This is a genomic window from Marinigracilibium pacificum (genome assembly GCF_012926615.1).
GTDB lineage: Bacteria > Bacteroidota > Bacteroidia > Cytophagales > Cyclobacteriaceae > Mangrovivirga > Mangrovivirga pacifica.
In genome coordinates this window covers 23,521-47,162 of the sequence record NZ_JABBNU010000016.1, presented here as the reverse complement: position 1 = coordinate 47,162, position 23,642 = coordinate 23,521, and the positions used below count along the sequence as shown (strand labels likewise).

The window sequence follows — 23,642 nt, the reverse complement described above, 5'->3', positions numbered from 1 at the left end:
TACTTATGGTTATTTGTTTAATTGTTATATATTAATTGATCCTCCACTGACGAATTGCATTTTCAACTATTAGCGTGCATTATTGTCAATCAATCACCACTACTACCTTACCTTTAGCCTTGTTGTCTTCCATGTATTGATGAGCTTCCGCAACTTCATCAAGTTTAAATACCTTGTCAATATTAAGCTTGATTGATCCCTTTTCAACCTCATTAATAAACTCTTGTAAATGATCTTTTGAAAGATTACTTGATTCACCCATGTAGGCAGTAAGCCTGACTAATGAAGGAATATCACCCATTGGAGTAAATTCCTTCATAGTCCATTCATTCCCAAGTATACCTGTCATGCAAACAATCCCCTTTGGGGCAGCACATTTAAGGGAGTCCTTTAATGTTTGAGTTCCAATTAACTCCAGTACCTTATTTACTCCTTCAGGGTATATTTCTTTTATCTTTTCTTCTATTTGCCCTTCATCAATCACAACATGATCAGCACCATTATCAATCAATGCTTGCTTTTTGTCTATATTTCTGGTTGTAGATATAACCTTCAAGCCTTTTGTTTTTGCTAATTGACAAGCAAGCATCCCAATTGATGATGTACCACCACGAATCAACAAAGTTTCCCCTGAACTAATCTCTAATGCCTGATTGAGAGACCCGGATACGGTTTGAAACATCTCCGGAATGGCTCCCAGAGTTTCCCAGGGCAATTTACTTTCGAATGGAAAAACAATTTCTAATGGCACCAGCGCATATTCTGCATAACCACCATCAAAAAATCTTCCCATACCGCCCATAATTGCTGCAACCTGTTGACCTTTTTGAAATGTTCCTGAAGGATCTTCTTCAACCACGCCCACACATTCGATACCCTGTATCCGTGGAAAAATAACACCTGGAGAATCACCTCTTCGGGTAAATAATTCAGATCTGTTTAATCCAAATGCCTTTATACGTACCAGGACCCAATCTGGTATTACCTCTGGTATAGGTACTTCCTTGATTTGAATCACATCCGGGTTTCCACTACTTGTGGTTACTGCTGCTTTCATTATTTATATAGATTGAGCTTTAATTTAACATAGTTGCTAAGTGAATTCTGATTGCATTCAAAATATTCGTTTTATCTGTCAAAACAAAGTAAATCCTGATCTTCAACAAATTTTGAGGAAGGAAGTCATTATTAATGAGGAAAACCATCCTTAATTTCCGGGATGGTTTTCTAATAACTATAAAACTACTAACCTGTGATTTAACACTTATTCCAACGTAACTTTTATAATCTCTGAAACAGGAGGTAGGGTTGTAAACTGATTGGGATTAGGTACTTCCATTATTCTTTTATTTTCAGTAATCGGAGTTCCACCCAATGCAGCTTGAGAAAAGCCGGCACCCGGAAATTCATCTACAGCAGTACCATCATCGAAAAGCTTAATTGTACTTGAGATGTCTCCTTTTCGAAGAGCATTAACATCGTTTCCAGATGTTGCGAAAAACCAATCGTTGGATAACCCATACATTGTAACTATTGCCAGCTTATTACCGCCAGTCACTTCAATATCCATTGACACCTTTCCTCCGGGGTTGCCATTTATACGAGGCAGAAGAACTGTTGTAGTTGGTTCCTGAAGAATATGTACACTCTCCACATTTGGATTCCCCATTAGATAATCGGCTAAAATTGATGCATTCCCGAATTGAGCTATTTCCGCCAGTCCATTACCTGCATCAAATTCTCCTTCATTATAAAATGGGTTTTCATTGTCTTTATAAACAACAACCAATATTGGTGAAAGAGGAGTGAAGATTCCGGTATGTTCGCTTAAATATTCATGTAAAACTGTAATATTTCCTCCTTCGGCAATGTTAGTTAAGCCCTGAGTGGCGTATTCCTGAAAAATAGGATCAGGAAGTAACAGATTTCCACCCGGAGCATACGAAATTGCCCACACTCCAGGACTAAAAGGAGTCACATTACTAGTTTGATCTGAGTTATTATAAATTGTAAGTGTAAATTTTGAATTTCCGTTATACTCAAGGTTTAACTTCATCATATCAGAGGCAGCAGGGTAGGTGTTCCCATACTCATCAGTACCATCAACCTCAGAGATGGCTTTCATTGGACTTTCAGCTACTCCGGGGTGTATGACATTCATCCCAGGAACCTGGTTTACGCGGGTGCCATTATCCCACAATTTAATATATGAAGATACATCACCCTCAATAGGTGTACCATCATCATTGTAAAGCTTAAGTCCTGGATTATCAGGGGCAAAGAATAAGTCATTACTCCATCCATACATTGTTGCAAAGCTTAAATACTGACCTCTTCCGGCATAAAAGCTAAATGATATTTCCTGACCCGGGAAAATTACCGGTGGTGATCCGGCCCCCATAAAAGATCCTGATTGGACCAGTGGTTGAGCTTCAAGTACATTTTCGACTGTGATTGTGGTGGTGTGGACAGCAGCCTTTCTTGCATTAGCATCAGACTCTAATTCACTTTAACCTGCAGTTTTTGTTTTATCTAACTCTTCTAATTGATTTTTAGAACAGCTAAACAGAAAAAAGACTGCAAGGACAATCAAAATTAAGGGTTGTTTTAATTGACTGGTTTTCATGATTGTATTTGATTTTGTGAACAATACAAACAAACCCGAAAAGTGTCACAGAGCTGTAACAACAGAATAACAATAGTTAATCAAGGAGTAAAATTAGTGTCACGATATACAAATCAACTATTTGTGATTATAACTATAAACAAAAAAAGCATGCGGTTAATAATTAACGCATGCTTTAAGATTATTAATTATATATTTTATTGACTATTGTTCCTTACCAAAAGAAACAAATTGATCATAATAATCCTGATCGAAGTTCTCTTTCAATGTCTTCACTAACTTTTCAGCATCAGACTTTGATTCAAAAGTGGTGGGCAAATAATACATTGAACCAGACTCATCCACACTTTTTACAATTGGGTGATCAGCCAGTTTAAGCACATAATTATTACCAGTAGTTTTTTCTTTATTAAAACATAAATAAAACTTAGTTGAACCTGCATCATAATTAAAAGGTATATTATCAGAGAACATGTTTAACATTTCAAATTCATCTTCCAAATGTGATATATCACCAAAAGGATAATAAGCAGTAGGGTTTTCTTCTTCCCTGGTAAAAAATTCAATTGTGCTGGCTTTAGAATTTACTGGTGCAGAAATTCTTTGTGTCGACAACATAACACCTCCATCAGTTTTAAATTGAGTGGCATACAATTGTTTATCCTGAGCCAGACACAACATGTTTATGAATAAAAAAGAAATAGTAAATAGAGAGATTTTCATATTTGACATTTATTGATAAATACTAAATTTTGGTTTCAAGCTTATTTTTAAATTTATAAAATTATTACGTCCCCTAATAATTCAAATATAATACTATAATATAATATTTATGCCATTTTATCTATTAAAATGTTTTCAATAAACTAAAAGAGATGTGAAGTATGCTTAATCGAATTCTCTCTGGATCTTACTAAAATCGAGTATCCTTTCTCAATTCTAAAGCCAATACCTGATTAACTTACAGTTTGATTAAATCAAATCTTTTTTTAACAATGTCTCTTTCAACTTCTCATGATCTTTCCAGAAGGTATCATTTATCTTTTTTACAACCTTTTTATATTCAGGATGGCTTCTTAAAGGTTGAATAATCGGATCAAGTTCGAAAAACAGGATGATCCAGTATTGGTAGTTCTCCTGATTTGAAAAAACTTTTAGCTGCTCAATTGCTTCATCATATTTTCCTTTCCGAGTATAATTAACAGCTAAGCTTGCACTTTTGTAAATAGACTTATCATTTTCACAATACTTTTCATACGAAGAATAAAGCTCCTCAGCTTTCTCTTTGTTTCCCATCTTTTCATATACCCAACCAACTTTTATATCATCATGGGTATAGATTTCAAGCCCATTTACTTCTCTGGCTGTGACAAATTTTTGATAGTAGTAATAGGCACTATCATACTTTTGCTGGAAATAAAACATCTTAGCGTACTCCTGAAGAATATCTAACCGGGTAGTATCCCTTCGCCAAATAGCACCCAGATCGCGCTGAGTTTGCTGAAGATCATGATGCTTCGCAAATAAGATCAGTGGTTTTACATAAGGCGAATAATAATTATTCGGATCATAGGCCAATGACTTATCAATATACTTTATAGATTCATCAACAAAGCCTGATTGAATTAATGCATTGCTAAGATGTAAATAAGTATAACTCATTGTTAAAGAGTCATTTGCCCCTGCCTTTAACTGTATGCCTTTCAAAGCATATTCCAGATATTTAGCTGTATTTGGAACAATTCGGGCATAATAATCAGAAAGCATTTGCACCACAACGGCTGAATTTGGATTGTATTCAAGTGCCTTTTCCATATGTGGTAATGCCAACCTGTATTCTTTATTATTCATATAATACAATGCCTTTGCAATCAGACTTTCTGCTAATTTGGAATCATAGAGTAATGCCTTGTCTGCATAATTATTTATAACCTCTTTGTACTTCTTATCTGCTTGATATACATCAAGGAAGAAATAAGAAATGGCCAGATCAGCGTATGCCAATGCAAATTGTGGGTCGTTTTCAACAGCTTTTTTAAATAATGGAATTGCAGTTTCCAGTCCTTCCCTGGTTCTTGTATGATATGGTTCTAATGCCTGAAGATAATAATCATAAGCTACAAGATTTTCTGTTGGCTTCTTTTGAATTTGCTCAAGCTCATTAGGTCTTACTATAACTTTGATTGCATCAGTTATTTCTCTGGCAATTTCATTTTGAAGTGTAAATATATCAACCACCTTTCGATTGTATTGCTGCGTCCAAATCGGCTGATCATTAGATGCATTAATCAATTTAATATTAAGAAGAACTCTGTCATTTACCTTTTGCCCGCTACCTTCCAGAACATAATTAACATTTAGCTCATCTGCTATTTCAGGAATAGAGGTACTAGAGTTTCTGAATTGTTCTACAGAGGTACGACTAACCACTCTTAAATCGCCAACTTTCTGAAGGTTACTGAGTGTCGATTCCATTAGCCCATTGACAAAATAGAGATTTGACGAATCACTACTTTCATTTTTGAATGGCAATACAGCAATAGACTTTTCGATATCGGTTTCATCACCAATAACTGACTTATCAATAAACACATATCCAAGAACCAGAATAACGGCAAGCAAGGAAATTAATCCTACCCACAAATATGATTTATTAAGTTTCGAATCAGGCTCTTCAATTGAATCAACAACTGTTGAATCTGCAATTTCCTTTCTGGCTTCACCAGGTACATAACCAAAATGTTCCCGAAAGCACTTTATAAAATAAGAAGTACTGCCAAAACCAACATTATATGACACTTCGGAGACTGTCAACGAGGATTGTTTTAACAATTTCATCCCCTCATTTAATCGCACCTGACGAATAAATTGACTCGCTGAAAGATTAGTGCATTTTTTAATCTTCCTCAACAAATTAGATCGACTCATATTCAGTGCTTCCGCCAATTCAGAAACTCCAAATTGCTCATCTGAAATATTATCCAGAATTATAGATTCAACCTCTTCAATAAATTCTTCTTCAGGAATTGGTGTATTGGACATGTCATTAAATATTGTGGTGAAAATAATAAAATTAAATTCAATCCCCACAGTTTAATATTGAACTTTTAAAAAGTAAAAAATGAGCTTTTGCGTCATAATTTATATGGCTGCATCATATTTTATACTCATTCCTCAAACTTGATATCATTGGCAACATAGCTCATAAGCCTCATATTCATTGATTTCTGACCTTTGCGATAGTTAAAACATAAAATCAGAAACTTTCAATTATGAAAACAATTAAAATCAACCTGACCAAAGCGCTCTTTTTAATAACTATGATGGGCTCTGTATTGATCTCTTGCGGGCAAGCCGAAAAAAGTAAAGAGGTTAAGAATGCATCGGTTAGTCCGGAAATGAATATTCACTCTGCAATCATCTCCGGAAACATCGAAGTTGTAAAGCAACATATAGAAGCTGGCACCAACCTTAATGAAAAAGAGCCAATGAGTGGGGCTACACCATTGATCACGGCGATCACTTTTGATAAAAGAGAAATTGCAAAAGTCCTTATAGATGCGGATTCAGATCTTTCGATTAAAAACAATGATGGTTCAACCGCATTACATGTGGCAGCATTTTTCTGCAGAGTTGAGATAGTTCAAATGTTGATTGATGCTAATGCAGATAAAACTGCAAAAAACAACTATGGAGCAACTCCTCTTGAAACTGTGTCCGGAGACTTTAAGGATATCAAACCTATATATCAAATGTTAAAGGAACAACTTAGTCCATTAGGATTAAAACTGGATATGGATGAATTGGAAAAAACACGTCCTGTAATAGCAATGATGCTGCAATAGTACAAGCAATGATTACAGAAAGAAGATACGATATTGATTGGCTGAGGGTAATTGCTATTGGATTATTATTAATCTACCATATAGCAATTATCTTTCAACCCTGGGCAATGTTCATTGGCTTTATCAGAAGTAACGAACTAATCGAGGGATTATGGAAGCCAATGACGATGCTAAACGTATGGAGAATACCATTACTGTTTTATGTTTCTGGTATGGGACTATACTTTGCCATGAGAAAGCGAGACTTGATGAAATTATTGATAGAACGAACACAAAGAATACTAGTACCCTTGCTATTTGGCATAGCATTAATAACACCAATACATATTTTTATTTTACAGAAGTATTATAATATGCCGTATGCGTATATGCCAGGTCCGGCACATTTATGGTTTCTCGGGAATATTTTTGTATATGTATTAGTATTATCTCCGTTCTTATTTTTTCTGAAAAAGAGGGAAGGAGGATCATTCAGTAAAAAGTTGAATCTATTGTTTAGTAATCCAATAGGACCGCTTTCAATTTCAGCATTTTTTATACTCGAAGTAATCCTTGTTAAACCAGCATTATTTGAGATGTACGCTGAAACCTGGCATGGCTTTTTTATTGGGTTTCTTGCATTTTTATTTGGGTTTCTCTTTGTGTATTGTGGAAATACATTTTGGCAAACTGTATTAAAATGGAGATGGCTATATCTTATACTAGCGTTGTCTTTATACTGCGTCCGACTGTTTGTTTATGAATTAAATGCACCGCATACACTAATGGCTGCAGAATCAAACTGCTGGATACTGGCAATTTTTGGTCTGGGTTACAAACACCTTAATAAACCAGGTAAAGCCTTGGCATATCTAAGTCAGGCAGCTTATCCTGTTTATATAATCCATATGTTTGTATTGTATGCAGGCGCAGCTCTTATACTGCCATTAAAAATACCGGTAGAACTTAAATTTCTTTCTATTGTGATCTTTACCGGAACAGTATGTTTTTTAATTTATGAATTCATAATCAGAAGAGTTGGGTTCGTCCGTCCATTATTCGGGTTAAAAATGGTGCGATACAGTTTTATAAAACTATGCATAGAAAAAAGTCAACTGGAAATAAAAAAGAACAACCAGTATTGATAAAAACATCAAAATCCACTCCTTAATCAGGGTGGATTTTGATAATACTTTTATTTATTAAGTCTCAAAATTAAAGTCCAAAAGCACTTCTGAGGAGATTAAATCCTTCGCCATTATTATCGTTCAACCCGGATATTATGAAATTGAACATCGATTCGTAAGCATCAAAATTCTTATCACCATCAACTGGTGCGGTAGTCGCTGTTGGATAGGCACAGGTAAATGAGTGCAGAGTTCCTTTTGATCCTGCGGTAATACCTAAAGCAGGATTGCTAATCGTTGTCACTTCATATTTTGTATAAACAAGTTGATTATCACCATCATTAATAGTCCAAACTGGTTGAGTAGTATAAAGTGCAGCAGAATCGAATATTTGAAGTTCGGGAGTGTTTATACAGAAATCTTTAAAGTCAAGATTTACACAAAGCCTGTCAGGGAAACCAAATAAACTGGCAATATCAATTCCTACATTGGCTGCATTATTTCCCGGAACTGATATCGTTGAAACATTATCAAATGCAATAATATTAAAATCATCTCCCTGGTTATTGAATTGAAGCGACCTTACCAATTGAGCCACAGCAGAATTATCAATTGATCCACCATCAGCTAGTCTTAAAACCTTATTTTGAACTAACTCTTCCAAACTCAATCCTTTAGTATCAATATATTCCACAGAAGAATTGTCAAAACTAAAACTTATGGCATCTTCTGATAAAATATAAGAAAGATCAAAGTCATCGGTAATTCGTTCACTGGCTCCAAATCCGGCTGCTGCACTGGAAGCTGAGGCGGCAGTCATTACCGGTAAGTTGGAATCGTCAATTGGTAAAACTAAACTTGATGTTTCTACAGGAGGATTATCAACTACATAATCTGCAGTGTAACCAATATTAAAAACTGAAGAGTTTGAACTAGTGCCGAGTTCAGCAAAAAAAGGGGAAGGCTGGTAATTAACTCCATCGGGTATGCTTGAAAATGTTACCGGAGTTACATCATAAGGCATACCATCACTACAAGTTGATCCAGAGTCTCCATTTAGTTCCGGAGTAGCGGGAGATAAACAAACCTGATAATAATAATGATTATTTTCGATATCACCTTCTTTGTTGAGCAATACAGCATTATTTAACAATGAAGACGCCAGGAGCAATGGTTTTTCAGATGCCCAAACTAAATGGGAGTCCTTTAAGGTTGTGTTTCCTAATGAATAATCTTTATAGACCAGACTATCCACCATCAATTTCCAAAACAAACCACCCTTAAAATCTATCCCTGTATAATAATCAAATACACATTCTAAATAAATATCATCGGGAACATCCCCACAATTAGCTGCATCAAAAAGTTGCCTTTGCTTACCAATCCAACCATTTGTAGTTGTCCAATTGGTTACTGCATCTGATGCCTCAATATCCGAGACAAAATCATCAGAATACATTAACATAGTACTAAACCAACTACCTCCGGAATTTGAAGAAACTACACCAACATTAGTAAATATATCATTTAAATTTTGCCTGCCACTATCTAACAATGCAATTGTCCATGCCGAATGGGCTGTATGAGCACGCCATCCACCACCGGCAAAAGCAACATGAACCTTTTCATTTATGGTATCCTTAACTTCTTTTTTTTGATCACTTTTACTATTGCAGGATATTAATAAAATCGTACAAATTAGTATCGAATAACCTTTTGATATAAATTTCATGATAATGGTAGTTTCAATTTGATTGACATAAATAATGTCAAAAGTCTAAAAGGAGAGACTTATCATGAATATAAGTTAATTTACTTGTATTGCTTAATAAAGTTCAAAATATTTATTCTACTACTAATATTACGGGTCAGATTAAAATATCTGCTTCAAGTGATGCTCCAAATGGTCAACATAATCAGTCATCAAGAAACGTAAATCAGATATTTCACCTTTTCCAAAATCTATTTTATAATTAAGTGTTTCCTCAGTTTGTTGATTCATCACACTAACTATTCTTTGATTAAGTGCTAGCCAGAAATTAAGTAGTTCGGTTATCTCAGCATTTTGGTAGTCATTTGCTTTTACTAACTCATCCTGATTGTACTTTCTAATAGGGTAGGGCTTATCTTCAAACTGAATTTCGGTAAACCGCTGAAGGTTATTTATTGCAGAATCAATTAAGTGACCCAAAATTTCCTTTTTAGACCATTTTTCGGGTGCTGGCTTCAATGATAAGTCTGATTCAGATGAATTTGAAATATACTTTTTTCCTGAATTAAGAAGCTGCTTTAATTTATTTACTGTGTCTTTCATCGAATTGCTTTTTCAACTGGTGATTTCGAACTTTATTTTTAGCTGCAATTGGGATATAAACTAATGGTAAAAAGCTTAACAAGCCAATTCCATTTTTAACAGAGCTATAAATGGCAACTCCTATCAAGAAGCCTATAATCAATGCATCATAAATGCTAGATGATTTCATTTTCTTCACTTCCTGCGATAACTCTTCATCGGTTAGCTCTTCTATTTTCTTTACCATGATTATGTGATATTATATTTCAATTCAATTTCTCACCCTTTTTATCAATTTCAAACCACTCATCGCTTTCTACCATTGAATGTTCATCATCACGAGATACTTCTTTAACATCGAAAGTAACCTCAGCAATGCCATTTTCAAACCATCGTGCGTATTCATAATCGCATGGTATCACCACCTGACCAAATTTGTTGGCAAATCCCATTTTACCATTTCTCGATACTCTAAGCATTCCATCTTTGAATGGCTCCGGACCATTATCAAACATTACCAAATCAAATAATATATTCTGATTTCTATCAATTGCAACCATTCTTCCCCAAGTACTATCGTTGGGATGCTCAATTACATTTGCAAAATACTTTAACGTATCTGTACCATAATAAGAATACCTACCAAGGGGAATAATGGTATCTCCATGATTATTTATGTAAGCAACTCTAGCTCCAAATTGAAGATAATCTTCATCAGTCACAGCTATTAAATCAGTTTTGGATATAATTTCAGAATCCTGAATATTGTAGTACTCAAAATTAAATCCCATACTAGATTCATCTGAACGTTTACATGACGAAAAACACATTATCCCTGATAAAATCAATATATAATATAGCTTATTCATTATTTGAAAACTTTCTCTAAACTCACTCTACTTAAAATTAACTCTTAATATAAAAATGAAATCCTTCTGACTAATAATTGATAAATAAAAGATACTTAATTAGAAACTTGCCAACCAGATCAAACATCTTTTTCTTGCTCAATTAACTCAGCATCAATCTCTTCGATAATTTTATTGATCAGATTCTCAGATTTTTCGATCGTAGAAATATTGTACTCAACTAACTGATACCTTGATCTTATAAGGTTTAAAAATTCATCTTGCTTCAGGTTTTCCAATATATCACTTTCATCAGGATTAAATTTAAAGTTGGCAATCATATATGGCTGAAGAAAATTCAGATTAAAATCGTAATTCCAATTAGACATGCTTTCTAACCCTTGATAGTAGGTTTCATAATACATAGTAACCCGGCTTTTAATCTTATCATTACTGATTAACCCAAGCTTCCCGCTATATTTCAAATTAATATACGTGGCATTACGTTCCTGTAAATCAAATCCGGTATGTAAATAAGTTAATAAAGAATCTATATTTTCATGGTTGTTTTCAAGAACAGGTTTAAGGTATTGCCTGGCATTAATTAACGGTTTCTTATAAAAAGAGAATACAAAAAGTTCTGATTCCAAATCGCTTTTAAGAGCTTTATAAGATGTTATTTCTTCTGCCTTAAGTTTTCTGTTTTCATCCCATTTATTAATACTAAAAGCACTTAATATTCCTAATGTGACAATTACAAACTCAAATATAAACCTCTTCAGGTGGGTTAAGATTCGATTTTTCATTATTGGTTGATTGTATAAAAGTATTTAGTTCAAATGATGGAAATATGCTTATATGTCGTTGAATGTTAATATATATTGATTGCTATACTACTTAAAATTTGTCTTTAAACCCTCTTCTAAAGGATGAAAGTTAGAAAAATGATTATTATAAAAAACACAACTAACACAGGAATTATAATCCTGAATTTTCGTATTGAAGGAATAATTATTGATTGAGTGATTTGTCTATTTCTGAGTCTTTGAACAATAACGGTAATAATTAAAGTTAGAGTTGCAATAACTAACCCCAATATGAATAGGGCTCCCATTAGACTATTTATTGGAAAAGGAACATAAGCTTTGAGGGAAAAATATCTTAATAGAATAATGGCTAATAATAACCCAATACTACTAAATACCTTAAACCGTAATCCTTCAATCCAAAATACCGTAGCTGATAGTAAAATTAATATAAGTAGAGGCAATAATATTACCCATTTGTAAGGAGTTGTGATTCTTTCTGCTGACAAATTGAAAGTAACTCTTGAAAACTTAGCTGATTCTTCAATATCAGTAATTGTATTTAATTCATAGTCTTGATTTGTGATATTCGAATTCATGCCAGCAAATCTCCAGTCCCGATTAATAAAACTTTCCCCGGGAATCAACTCGGCGCTATTAAAAACCAGTTCTCTTACATCTTGACCAAATGACTCAATATTGATATTAAAGTTCTGGGTATCGAAAGGGAATTTTTTCAGATTCCAATTTGAAATAAAAACTCCATTAAAAAATAAGTGATATACAATATTACCTTTGGAAGTAACTTTTAATTGGATCTTGTGAACGTCCAAATCTCCAATTAGATTAATGAATTCAAATTTCGGAAACCACGGATTGTTTTGGACGACTTGCAAAGCCTCTTCATTTTCAAAAATTTTATTATCAGTTATGGAATCATTCAAAAGCAGTTTACTTCTGGGGTCATTCCAGTAAAATTGGACGTTGCCATCCATAAAAAATGATTCATCACGCAAATTAATATCATCTATTTTATCAATGGTAAGGGTTACACTTACCTTAATTGGTAATTCCCCATAGACAAGCTCTTCATTATTTTGATTAAATGCCAAAGAATGAAAAACTGTAATTAAGCATATGCAGAGGAAGAACAAACTGTCCTTCAAGTGTAATTTGTATCCTTTGTAAGGCATTATTTTCGAGGTTTCTAAATCTTTTCAATAAGGAATCGACTCCTTTTGATTAACCAATAACATAATTATAGTAATATAATTATGTTATTGGTTCAGGTTAAATTTTAAACGGATATTAAATAATATTAACTTTCACAAGTTACAATCATAAACTGAATATCTAAATAATATAATAATAGCTGATATTTAATTAAATTATAAGTATTCAATAATATATAACCACACTATCAATGCCAGAAGACGATGGATCAGAAGTAAGAATTGAAGCTGAAGCAACAATTCACGATATCGATGGAAGGTGGCTTCACATAGTAAAAGTGTGTAATCTAACCCAGCAACAAAAAGATTTACTAGTCACCAGTTGGCCTTATTATGAAGGTGAAGATAACAAAACAGGCCGTCCCATAGAAGAAGTGGTTATTTTACCACCTGGAGAATGTCAGCATGTTATATTCAATATAAGTGGTCGACCAAGGCAATACTATACTGATGTTTATTCTCTCCAGATACCAACCGGATATTCAACTCGCTGGAGATATCACTATACGGTAAATGGTGTAGGCAGTGGGGGAGTTGTAGACTTAAAATGGATTTATGACCATGTTTTACACCCTTTAGGTCATGTCTGGTATACAATGATTGGAGCATCGATACCGTATCCACGTTCTCTTGAACCTGCTGGTGTAGTACGTGAATATTATATCAAAGATATTCATGGTTTACCAGAAGGGATTGATCTTGAAGTGTCATGGCCTGCTGTTGGCGAAACATTTGCCATGACTCCTGATGAGAAATCAAGACAACTAAATCTGCTCTTAAAAGGAAAAGATAGAAAACATGAAGATGGAATTTTCACTGTTTCTGTTGACGTCGGCATTCGTGGAGAAGAATTCTGTCCACCTTATACAGTTCCAGTTAAATTTTATCTTATTCAAGGGTTAGAAAGTGTCAGGTTGGCTGAAACTAAAAGTTACTGGGATGAAGAACGTCCCTGGATATGGACGTCAGTGGTATTAACACAAAAGTTCGGACTTCTGGATACCCCACAGCTCAAATATTCTAAGGATAATGGAAAAACCTGGAAGTCTGAATATATGCAATTCAGTGAAGCTCTTGAATTTACTGAGTTGGGACTTTCAAAAGCTTCATTTAATCTTGCAGTACCTGTTTCGGGCTACAAGGAATCAATATTAACCATTTTAGTTGTAAATGATCAGCTAGGTAATTCTACATATTATCCATTGGATTGCTTTCCGGATAGACCTCCTCAAAGAGGCCCTAAATAATATTAAATCTCATTTTGACTTTTAATCAAATCAATTTCAGAACTTTTCATTCCTTCTTTCTTTAAAATATCCAGAATAAATTCGGTTTTCCCATCAATATAAGCATCCATATTATCAGGAAACTTGTCGGCGAGTTTATGTTTCAGATTACTGTATTCAACTACTTTGTCTGGATTTTCTAACAGATGCTTTTTTAAAGCCAGATGATTTCGAAGAGCGACACAACCTTCTTTACAAACATACAGGTGGTGTGGAAACCATTCTATATCTGAATCAGTGATTGGTATTCTGGAATTAGCTCTTTTAAAGGCTTCTCTGCCTGATATGCCCAAATCTCCTCTGTGTTGGTAACCGAGTGATTCAAGTTTTAATATAACCTTATCTAATTTCTTATTATCATTTTCGATAATTATGTCCAGATCAATAACTGGTTTAGCACTCAATCCCGGAACCGAAGTACTACCTACATGAACAATTTCTAAAATATCATTTTGAATATGAGATAATAGATAATCTCTTAAAGATTCAAATTGTTCTTTCCATACTTTATTATATGGCTCAATAATTATTTTCAATTGGTATCAATTTCTTTATCTGCATAAATTCCAAGTTTGGATTTGCGTGCATACTCCTCCGCAATCTTAATCTTTTCAAGAAAATCAAGATAAGCCTGGTCACTTACATGAACTTCTTCGTTTGGTAGATCATGATAGGTTTTCCTTTCTTTTTTTGACATTTCTTTAGAGGTTCTTGGTCTTTGCATAGTACCACCAGGCACCGCACCTTGTCTTACAAGATGTATATTAAGTGTATCTGATTTATCAACTACCCAACAATATGTTTGCTTGGAGTTTGGGTCTATATTCATTGTAGGTCCAAAAGTATAAACTGGAATTACAATAGCATCAGGATGGTTTTCAATCCATGTTGAAATCAAAGAATCTGTATTTTTTGCTATCGGAGTCCTAAAAAAACCTACTCCCAACAAACAGTAACTGTGATTAACCTTCAAATTCTTTTGATGTCCTATCCAGAACTTAAACTCAAAGTCTGTAATTTTTAAAGTGTCAATTAACTCATTAGCCTGGGCTTCATTTAGAACCATAAATATTGTAAGAATCAATAAGGACTTTAAAAACTTCTTTGTCATTTGTTGTTTATTTTCAATTTATTTTCCTGTTCCTGAGTCTGTTCTCTGACATCCCCAAAAATTCAAGCTTCATTAAAATGGCCTGTCGGTGAACTGGGCATGAGTGAATGTGCTTAAATCTGGGAAGTAAAACTACCAGACATAAATTTTAACTATAAATCTACATTTCTCTCGACATATTTAATTATCTCCTTAGCGATATCTTTGTTTGTTGCTTTTTCAATTCCCTCAAGGCCAGGAGATGAATTTACTTCCAAAACTAAAGGACCATTAGAAGATTGTAACATATCAACACCTGCGACTCCAAGTCCCATAGCCTTTGTTGCTTTTATTGCCGTTAATTCTTCCTGATCTGATAGTTCAATAATTGAAGCACTACCACCTCTGTGCAAATTCGATCTAAATTCGCCTTCTTTTCCTTGTCTCTTCATGGCTCCTACGACCACACCATCAACGACAAATGCTCTGATATCAGCTCCTCCGGCTTCTTTTATAAATTGTTGAGCAATAACTCTGGCTTTTAATCCATCAAATGCTTCCATTACAGAATTTGCAGCATTATTTGTCTCAGCTAATACAACGCCCAATCCCTGAGTTCCTTCGAGTAATTTAATAATTAAAGGAGCGCCACCGACACTATTAATAACATGATCGACATATTTTGAACTGTTGGCGATTGTTGTTTTAGGTAAACCAACACCTGAACGCGATAAGATCTGTAGACTTCTGAGTTTATCTCTTGACCGGACCAATGCTTGTGATTCAACTGCAGTAAATACTTTCATCATTTCAAATTGTCGTACTATCGCGGTACCATAAAAAGTGACCGAAGCTCCAATTCTTGGAATCACAGCATCAATATCATCAAGGTGGTCTCCATTGTAGTATATTTTAGGTCCTTTTTTTTCAAGTTCGATTACACAATTCAAATGGTCTACAACTATTGCTTCATGCCCTCTTTCTGTTGCTGCTTCAATTAGTCTTTTTGTTGAGTATAACTTAGAGTTTCTGGATAATACTGCAATTTTCATTTTTGATAGATTTTGACGCGTTTATAAAATATTTTAACCTCATTCATTTAAAAGAATGATAATTATGCCTATATGGCTAACGGTAGAGAATATGTTTTACTATAGGAGTGGACTGCAACAGGTTTTACAGATAAATCCTCAGACGCTAGATATAATAAGAGAATAAATCCTTTTAAGGATAATTATCAATTATATATCAAATTATGAAAAATATGTAAAACAATCATTGAAAAGTTAAAAGAATGTACCCTCGGTACTTTTCTATATTCTAATAAAATATTTTATGGCCTGCCTCCCTTTAAAAAGAAGAATAGGCACCAAGATTTTAAAGTTGCTTGTACATTCAAGGCACTAACTTGGGCAAAAAAGAAACCTTTAATTCCTGATATACCTTGGAACTGATATATTCTTAACAAATATTAGTCCGTCACATGTCTCCATATAGTTTTTACGAACGAGAGCTCTATTCTTAACTTTTGGGTTATAACCTGGTCCTCCTAATAAAAGCTGCTTCTTTGGATAGCTAAAGAATTTTTCAACTTCGATATTATTAACACTCTCTATGTCTATAAAATAAATTTCTTTATCAGCTTTAAATAGCGTCTCTGCATAGGTGTTTTGAAAAGGCTTATCAATTTCATAAATATTCCAGTGTACCGGTTTATTTTTATCTCTAACTATCCCCATTAATTCTCCCTTGCCAAAGTCAAAATATACGCTGTAATATTTATTATCATAAAAGTTTTTTAAATGACCACCCAAACTTACCCAACCACTTCCCATAGGGGAAACTTCTATATTGTTAACATGCTCATTATGAGCCCAAATAAAAGCCTTTCCATTTTTGGTTTCATTATTTATAATCCACTTTACATTTTCAAACATTAATTGATCACGAACTCCATTTCCGGGATGTTTTAAATAGTTAATATGCTTAATAATATAACTAAGAGCCCTGCCAGCTGATCTGAAATCTTTCCTTTGTTCAGCCGTGAAAGTACCCTCATTTTCTAATATGACTTTTTCAATCTCATTTAGCTTTTCATTCCATAATGAAACCTTTTCTGAATCAATTTGATTGTAAGAACAACTATCTATTACTGAAAGGAATTCTTCACTTACAGGAATATCATATTTCTTTATAAAAGCACGAATTTCATTATTAATACCCACAACCGATTGAATATCCATACCATAAAACCGTATCTGATCTGACTCGGGTTTATCGAGATTATAATTACGCATCCAAAGCAACAGATCAATCACTTCTTCTGTTTGCCAAAGATAATAGTCAAAGTTATTTGCTATAGTGTTAATGTCTCCTTCACCACCACTAATCCATTCGTTTATTCCAGATTCCGCCATTTTAAACTCCTCCATAATAAATGCTCTGACACCTAGATTTTCTACCAGGTATTTGAAAAACTTAGCTTTGATGGTGAAAAATTCCCTACCATGGTGGGTAGCTTCACCAAATCCGAAAATACTGGCATTCTTAAATTTCTCTGGAATGTTATTATGAAATGCAACCAACCCGGAATCCAAATCCTGATTTTCTATTTCGATTAAGTTGTTATTGATCCATTGGATGACCTTATCATCCTGCGCATTAATAGTTGTGGCTAAAAAAATTAGAACTGCACCAAAGATTTTTCTCATACAGGTTATTTTGGTTAACACATATCTTAGAGTAACATCAATACTTTTATCGTTGGTTATAAATAACGTCACCAGATATGAAGCTGAAAAATATTCGATCTAAAATTGATATGGAAAGGTCTTAATAATTTTTAACCATATTTATCTATTTGTAACTGACAAGAGTAGGAGGCATAGTAATGATTAAGGCTTTTGATGATTTTAGACATATGTATATTCCTATTCCCAAAGAATCATTAATACATTACTAATAGTCTCCAACTTCATCACAATTAGGTTCTAGCATTAGTAAATTAATTTAACTATCTGATCCAGAAGGATTTAATAGATAATTCTAAGATGAATTTCTCAAACTATGTCAATGAGTTAATTGCATTCTGCATTGTAAAAGTCAAGAATAGCGATTAAATCATCATAGGTATGTTTATAATCACCCAATTTAATTTTCTCAGAAAGTTGTGGACATTCATCAAAGGTTTTAGCATACCTTTTACTAAGCTTATCTGTCGGTTTATTTGGGTTAATAATAAAATATACCGCATGTTCTTCCTTTTTCTTTTTTATGATACACATAGGAAAAACACCATTATAGCAATGATATAAAATCACAGACTCATTTTCATATTGCTTTGATAACAGAAATAAACCCCCTGGTTTAACTTTTACCGGTGTGAAAGTTATGATTCTGTCATTCAATTCAAATTCAGCTTTATTGATTTCAGAACAATTAAAAATTTGCCATTTCTTGACGATATTCTTATCCTCTGGTAACTCTTTTACAAATTTGATATGACCGGAATTTGAAGAATAGAGAGTGCCATATCCATTAACAATACTATCGTTAGTATATATTTTAAGAGGAATGAATTTTTCAGTTTCTATTTGAGAGACCGGGATTATTCTTGCCGTAACTGTTTGGGCACTAAGCTTTCCTGAAATCAATATCAGGAGAAAAAAAAGATTCTTCATCGTTAATGTTTTGATCATCAGGTTATATATCCATGGAAACCTAACCTGGCACAATAAAAGTATGGTTGAAATCTCAAAGATAATTCCACAAGTTTAAAAACAAAACCGAAGATGATAATTACCCAAATACTAAATTGTAATTATTAGCATAAATGAAAATTGTAGAAATTATTTTGATTGATCAAGCAAATGAAGAAGCATGGAATTTAATTAGATTGAACCAGAACTTATAATTCATTATTTATATACTCTTTTGCTTTATTTAATTCATTTCTATCAGAAGCTGAAGCTATATTGATTAATAAGGAGAAATATTCATTGGCCTTTTCTTTATTTCCAGAGCTCTTTGCCGCCATAGCAGCCCCATAGATTCCATTAAACCTGTTAGGATGAGACTTGAGGTCTATTTCATATGCTTTAAGTGCTTCTACATGGTTTCCTATCTCCAGATACAGATCTCCAAGGAGTTCTTCTGCCGGTAAAACTTCTCCAGGCGTTACCGGATGCTTACTCGTATTCTCTTCCATTTCAACTGCTTCGGTCATTAATTTAATTGATTCACTTTCCTTATTTTCTTTCATAGCTATCCAGGCCTCAATTGTTTTTACCTGTATCTGCACCTGGTTTGCTTTATAAACATCTTGAATTTGAATCAATTTATCTCGTAGACCAATCAAGGTATCCATTTCTATATATGCCTGATCAAGGTTATTCGTATTTATGGCTCCCAATGCTCTACTGAAATAAATAATTGCTTTTTGCCAAGGGTAATCGTTCCAGTTGATATCGATATCAGGTAGCTGAAGAGTTGCGGCTTTTTTCCAGTCTTTGGTTTCCAGGGAAATCCGGCAAGGTATTGCAGCAGCAGCGTAGGCTACTTTAAAGTTTGCAGGAAATACTTTCTTAAAGGTATTCAGATAATTGTTTTGTTCTTCAGCGTCTTTAGTCATTCCTTGCTGTAAATATGCATATACAAGGTAATCCATACCATGCAACTCTTCATCCCAATGACCATCCGGATCAATATTTTTTGAATAACACAGAGCGGCATCAGTTGAATTCAGGTTTGATTGTATGGACTCTTCCCATAGACCCAATCTTGTAAAAATATGAGAAGGCATATGCTGAGCGTGGGCGGATGATGGTGCTATCCGGGCATATTCACGTGCAGTTGGAAGGGCAAGTTCTGCCAATTCCGGGTAATCATAATTATGAATGAGGTAATGGGCAATTCCGGGATGATTAGGCTGGTTTGGGTAAATTGATTCAAGTATTTTTCCGGATTCCAGTTGCTTCTTATATGATTTATCAGCTGGATCAGCTGATGCCCTAAGTGCCAAGGCATAAAATATTGCAGCTTCCTTGTCCTGATCGTACTTTTCATAAACTGCTTTCATTCTTTCCTCAAATCTATTAATCCGAGTATTACGATCAAGATTTTGCCAATCATCATAAAAAGCAGAAATTGCATCAAGATAATCACCTTCTCTTTCAGTTTTAGGAAGTTGTCTAGCTACCTCCAGAATTTTGGATCCTTTTATTAAATAATCATTCCCTGACTGTAGCCACAATGAATGAAAATTACTCATGGCTATTCCCCAATATGCCATTACACATTCAGGCTCTAATTCAATCACCTGAACAAATGCTTTTTCAGCTTCCTCATATTCAAACGAATGTAAAAGGGAGAGGGCCAAATCAAATTTTTCTTTTAAATCTTTATTTGATGATAACTCAAAGCTAGTTTCTCCGAAATCCTGACTACCACAAAGAGTAATATCTCCTCTGATGAGATCAATATCTTCAAGAACAACGGGTATTTCAGTCTTCTTATTTTGACAACTGACAACAGATAAGATGATTAATAATATCAGGAAATTTATTCGAAGAATTTTCATTTTACCTGGAGTTGAGTTTTATAAATGTGGGAATAAGAAATTGTCACCTGATTGTAGTCAAATATTGATCAAGCACATCTTCCCACTTATAATTAAGTTACTAATAAACAACAACTAACAAAAGGCAATATGATTCTTTAGTTTATGAACAATTTCCCTCCCCGTGGCCTGTCAGAAGACAGGCCACGGGGAAAGATTGTTATGGTAGTTGCTGCTTGACGATTAAGCTTTTCTATGTTTTCTCTTTTTATTCCAGGCTTCACTTTTAGAACCGGGAAAAACTGTGGGTATTCTATAATATAATATTGTTTTCATGATTGTGGTTTGATAGATAAAGGGCTTCATTTCTTATGAATAGAGCCCGTTCAGCCTATATTTTCTTAGATAGTTACCTGAACATCCATTGGATTAATAAGCGAATTATACAGTGGAGACTGTTTGGCTAAGGTCAGCAATTCTTCTTTTTGGGCCTCATCAACTCCTTGTACATCAAACATGACTCTGATTTGCTTGAATCCTTTAACTCCATCGGGATCTAAACCAAGGAATCCTTTTACATCAATATCACCTTCAACACGAGATGTCACTTTGCCAATCTGAATTCCCCTGGCAGCTGCAAGCAAGACCATTGCCGTAGTCATACAACCCAATAAGCCATGTAGCATAGCTTCTGCAGGGTTAGCTCCTTTATTGGCTCCCAATAATATTGGAGGTTCATCATTGTCATAAATAAAAGGTTCAGTACGACTGGTATCTTTTTGACCTGCAACATAGAATTCCTGGATGTAGCTTCTATTGTGCCCTCCGTTAATCCAGTCATTTGTTACCTGAAGTTCGAAATTTCCCATTTCAGGATTTGCCTGTAAAGCTGATACTACAGCTGCAATGTCTTCCTGATTAAATCCGTTTACTGTTTTTGTTAGCGTTTCCATAATTTGTTTTTTTTAAGATTGATTATAGTACAAATTTATGGCAGAAACGGACCTAGGGGCTAGACACAAAAGTTCACAAACTATACAATTTGGTCCATTATGGACTTTAACCTAAAATAGTGGCTTAAAAGGGAAGAGATTAGCTGATAACAGTACTTCTGAAATGAACAGGGGTACAGTTAAACCGGAGTTTAAATGCTCTTGTAAAACTTGAAGGATCTTCAAATCCGCATTCAAAACCAATCAGATTTATGGGTTTGTCGGTGGTTTTTAGCAAATGAGAAGCCAGATCCAGGCGTTTATTTGCCAGCCATTTACCTGGTGAAGTTTTGTATAACTCCTGAAAATTTCTTTTGAAGGTACTTAGACTCATATTACATAACTCGGCATATTGATCCAGATTTAGACAATAGGCATAATTTTCTTCCATGATCTGCTGAATCTGCGCACTTTGTTCTTTATTTATAGAAAGCAAATAGCACGCTAATTCCTTATGAATCGGATTAGTAAAGATATTCAACAACAGCTCTTCAAATTTCAGGTGTAATAAGTTTTTATCCGGGTAGGAGGGAGAGCTTAGAAAGGCTGCCAGCGAATTAATATAGGCTTCCAGATAAGTATCCAGCTGAATTCTGATAACTGCATCTGTCTGGCTTTCATTATTTGATACTGTTTTTGATACAATTGCAGAAAACCGATGAATAAACTTTTTGATAAAGTCGTCTGGAATAAATACCATCAATGCACAGTAGTCTTCATCAAAAAACTGATGAACCAGATTGGCTCCCTTTTTTACAAATAAAGAATCTCCAGCTTCGACTATATAATCATTTTCAATACTTCGCCACATTTTTTTGCCTGATGTAACGAAGACAAAGTAATTGGCATCAGACCAGATCCCTGCTCTTACTTCTTCTACCAGGCATTTATATTCAATAAAAAGAAGGTCATTGATTTGCAGCTTCTTATAATCGTTACTCGCCTGAAGATATCCGTAGAGGTCTAACATAGATCAATTTTTGAAAATTGTATTCCCGAAAGTTTAAAATAGTCTTTTTTTTGAATTAAAGTACTATTCTTTGATAAGAAGGAAGGGAATTAGATTAATCTCGCATGATTTTTATAATACTCATTTAAATGATCATCGATTATTGAGTTGACTATTTCTGGTTCTTCAACTGGTGACATGTGTCCGGCACTTGGAATTACCTTCAATTTGGAGTTCCTGATATTTCTTTGTAATACTTCAGCTTTTTTGTAATCGGTTAAAATGTCTTCTTCGCCAACAAGAATTGTAGTAGGACGATTAATCAACGTTAATTTATTGGTAATCCCTTTTCTATATAATATACCCTTGACAGCTTTAATTATTCCTTTCCGGTTATTCGACAAAAAATAATTCAGGTACAACTCACGAATTAATTCATGTGCTGGATCTTGCAAAAATGAATCCCCAAAAAACATATTCATTACCTTACCAGCAATAGGACTTAGTCCGAAATATTTTGCAACAAATAACATAGCTTTGTTTCTAATCATACCACTTTTGGGCTCAGGTTCTGATGACGTGTCAATTAGGATTAGGGATTTGATGAGTTCCGGGTACTTTATAGCAGCTCTTAACGCAACCATTCCACCCATTGAAAATCCAATAAAATGGAAATTTTCAATATTTAATGCTTTTACAAGACCGATTAAATCTTCTGTCAGGGTGTTTAGATCATATCCATTGTTTGTGGATTCACTTTTACCATGTCCTCTGAAATCAAAACGGATACAAGTGTAATTGTTTTTCAAAAACTCTACCTGACTATCAAACATTCGTAGATTGAACAATAAACTATGCCCGAAAATCAAAGTTTCATTTGCATTTCCTTCCTGTTCATAATACAGTGTTGCTCCGTTTACTGAAATCTTAGGCATATCAGGATACCATCAGGGAGGTGATATTATCTCTTTAATTCATAAGAGATAGTCTTTGACAGACAAATAGTAATTTA

22 protein-coding genes are annotated in these 23,642 nt (G+C 34.1%); 3 read left to right on the top strand and 19 right to left on the bottom strand.

From position 1 onward, the window contains the following. Positions 1-85 precede the first annotated feature (85 nt). The 4 genes from HH304_RS20545 to HH304_RS20530 all read right to left on the bottom strand — a co-directional run bounded on the left by HH304_RS20545 (position 86) and on the right by HH304_RS20530 (position 5,668). A complete protein-coding gene (locus HH304_RS20545) occupies positions 86-1,057 on the bottom strand; it encodes a zinc-binding alcohol dehydrogenase family protein (RefSeq protein ID WP_169685176.1) in 972 nt (323 codons plus the stop codon). A 207-nt stretch (positions 1,058-1,264) separates the two neighbouring features. Then, positions 1,265-2,455, bottom strand: a complete 1,191-nt coding sequence (locus HH304_RS20540) for a spondin domain-containing protein (RefSeq protein ID WP_333908773.1) — start codon at positions 2,453-2,455, stop codon at positions 1,265-1,267. 375 nt (positions 2,456-2,830) lie between these two features. Next, the gene (locus HH304_RS20535; protein ID WP_169685174.1) at positions 2,831-3,349 is read right to left on the bottom strand and encodes a hypothetical protein; all 519 of its coding nucleotides are present in this window, start codon (positions 3,347-3,349) and stop codon (positions 2,831-2,833) included. A gap of 249 nt (positions 3,350-3,598) precedes the next feature. After that, the gene (locus HH304_RS20530) at positions 3,599-5,668 is read right to left on the bottom strand and encodes a helix-turn-helix domain-containing protein (RefSeq protein WP_169685173.1); all 2,070 of its coding nucleotides are present in this window, start codon (positions 5,666-5,668) and stop codon (positions 3,599-3,601) included. Between the two features lie 230 nt (positions 5,669-5,898). Here HH304_RS20530 and HH304_RS20525 point away from each other — a divergent pair, with 230 nt between their 5' ends. Both HH304_RS20525 and HH304_RS20520 read left to right on the top strand, forming a co-directional pair. Beyond that, on the top strand, positions 5,899-6,471 hold the full coding sequence (locus HH304_RS20525; protein ID WP_169685172.1) for an ankyrin repeat domain-containing protein: 573 nt from the start codon (positions 5,899-5,901) through the stop codon (positions 6,469-6,471). Between the two features lie 8 nt (positions 6,472-6,479). Then, a complete protein-coding gene (locus HH304_RS20520) occupies positions 6,480-7,595 on the top strand; it encodes an acyltransferase family protein (RefSeq protein ID WP_169685171.1) in 1,116 nt (371 codons plus the stop codon). Between the two features lie 70 nt (positions 7,596-7,665). Here the strand turns inward: HH304_RS20520 and HH304_RS20515 are convergent, their stop codons facing one another. The 6 genes from HH304_RS20515 to HH304_RS20490 all read right to left on the bottom strand — a co-directional run bounded on the left by HH304_RS20515 (position 7,666) and on the right by HH304_RS20490 (position 12,717). Beyond that, positions 7,666-9,309: a hypothetical protein gene (locus tag HH304_RS20515; RefSeq protein ID WP_169685170.1), complete on the bottom strand. Its 1,644-nt coding sequence runs from the start codon at positions 9,307-9,309 to the stop codon at positions 7,666-7,668. Between the two features lie 141 nt (positions 9,310-9,450). Beyond that, a complete protein-coding gene (locus tag HH304_RS20510) occupies positions 9,451-9,891 on the bottom strand; it encodes a DinB family protein (protein WP_169685169.1) in 441 nt (146 codons plus the stop codon). Then, complete coding sequence (locus HH304_RS20505) at positions 9,872-10,117, bottom strand: FUSC family protein (RefSeq protein ID WP_169685168.1); 246 nt, start codon at positions 10,115-10,117, stop codon at positions 9,872-9,874. Before HH304_RS20505 ends, HH304_RS20510 begins: the two co-directional genes overlap by 20 nt. A 19-nt stretch (positions 10,118-10,136) precedes the next feature. Then, positions 10,137-10,739, bottom strand: a complete 603-nt coding sequence (locus HH304_RS20500) for a WG repeat-containing protein (protein WP_169685167.1) — start codon at positions 10,737-10,739, stop codon at positions 10,137-10,139. Positions 10,740-10,858: 119 nt separating this feature from the next. After that, the gene (locus tag HH304_RS20495) at positions 10,859-11,524 is read right to left on the bottom strand and encodes a DUF6090 family protein (RefSeq protein ID WP_169685166.1); all 666 of its coding nucleotides are present in this window, start codon (positions 11,522-11,524) and stop codon (positions 10,859-10,861) included. 116 nt (positions 11,525-11,640) lie between these two features. Next, a complete protein-coding gene (locus tag HH304_RS20490) occupies positions 11,641-12,717 on the bottom strand; it encodes a ligand-gated ion channel (RefSeq protein ID WP_169685165.1) in 1,077 nt (358 codons plus the stop codon). Positions 12,718-12,947: 230 nt separating this feature from the next. On the opposite strand from HH304_RS20490, the gene HH304_RS20485 reads away from it, so the two are divergent. After that, positions 12,948-14,003, top strand: a complete 1,056-nt coding sequence (locus HH304_RS20485) for a hypothetical protein (protein WP_169685164.1) — start codon at positions 12,948-12,950, stop codon at positions 14,001-14,003. Between the two features lie 2 nt (positions 14,004-14,005). Here the strand turns inward: HH304_RS20485 and HH304_RS20480 are convergent, their stop codons facing one another. The 9 genes from HH304_RS20480 to HH304_RS20440 all read right to left on the bottom strand — a co-directional run bounded on the left by HH304_RS20480 (position 14,006) and on the right by HH304_RS20440 (position 23,565). Continuing rightward, entirely contained in the window at positions 14,006-14,578 is a 573-nt protein-coding gene (locus tag HH304_RS20480) for a GrpB family protein (protein ID WP_169685163.1), read from the bottom strand. Further along, complete coding sequence (locus tag HH304_RS20475) at positions 14,575-15,153, bottom strand: hypothetical protein (RefSeq protein WP_169685162.1); 579 nt, start codon at positions 15,151-15,153, stop codon at positions 14,575-14,577. Before HH304_RS20475 ends, HH304_RS20480 begins: the two co-directional genes overlap by 4 nt. Before the next feature lie 152 nt (positions 15,154-15,305). Continuing rightward, a complete protein-coding gene (gene rimK / locus HH304_RS20470; RefSeq protein WP_169685161.1) occupies positions 15,306-16,184 on the bottom strand; it encodes a 30S ribosomal protein S6--L-glutamate ligase in 879 nt (292 codons plus the stop codon). A 375-nt stretch (positions 16,185-16,559) separates the two neighbouring features. Continuing rightward, positions 16,560-17,843 carry an erythromycin esterase family protein gene (locus HH304_RS20465; protein WP_169685160.1) on the bottom strand — a complete coding sequence of 428 codons (1,284 nt, stop codon included), beginning with the start codon at positions 17,841-17,843 and terminating at the stop codon, positions 16,560-16,562. Positions 17,844-18,209: 366 nt separating this feature from the next. Then, a complete protein-coding gene (locus HH304_RS20460) occupies positions 18,210-18,812 on the bottom strand; it encodes a hypothetical protein (RefSeq protein ID WP_169685159.1) in 603 nt (200 codons plus the stop codon). 227 nt (positions 18,813-19,039) lie between these two features. Next, complete coding sequence (locus HH304_RS20455) at positions 19,040-20,710, bottom strand: tetratricopeptide repeat protein (RefSeq protein WP_169685158.1); 1,671 nt, start codon at positions 20,708-20,710, stop codon at positions 19,040-19,042. Between the two features lie 380 nt (positions 20,711-21,090). Further along, a complete protein-coding gene (locus HH304_RS20450; protein WP_169685157.1) occupies positions 21,091-21,642 on the bottom strand; it encodes an OsmC family protein in 552 nt (183 codons plus the stop codon). 139 nt (positions 21,643-21,781) lie between these two features. After that, positions 21,782-22,651 (bottom strand): helix-turn-helix domain-containing protein, encoded by an 870-nt coding sequence (locus tag HH304_RS20445; RefSeq protein ID WP_169685156.1) that lies wholly within the window; start codon positions 22,649-22,651, stop codon positions 21,782-21,784. A gap of 89 nt (positions 22,652-22,740) precedes the next feature. Next, positions 22,741-23,565, bottom strand: coding sequence for an alpha/beta hydrolase (locus tag HH304_RS20440; RefSeq protein ID WP_169685155.1), 825 nt, complete (start codon positions 23,563-23,565; stop codon positions 22,741-22,743). Positions 23,566-23,642: the final 77 nt, after the last annotated feature.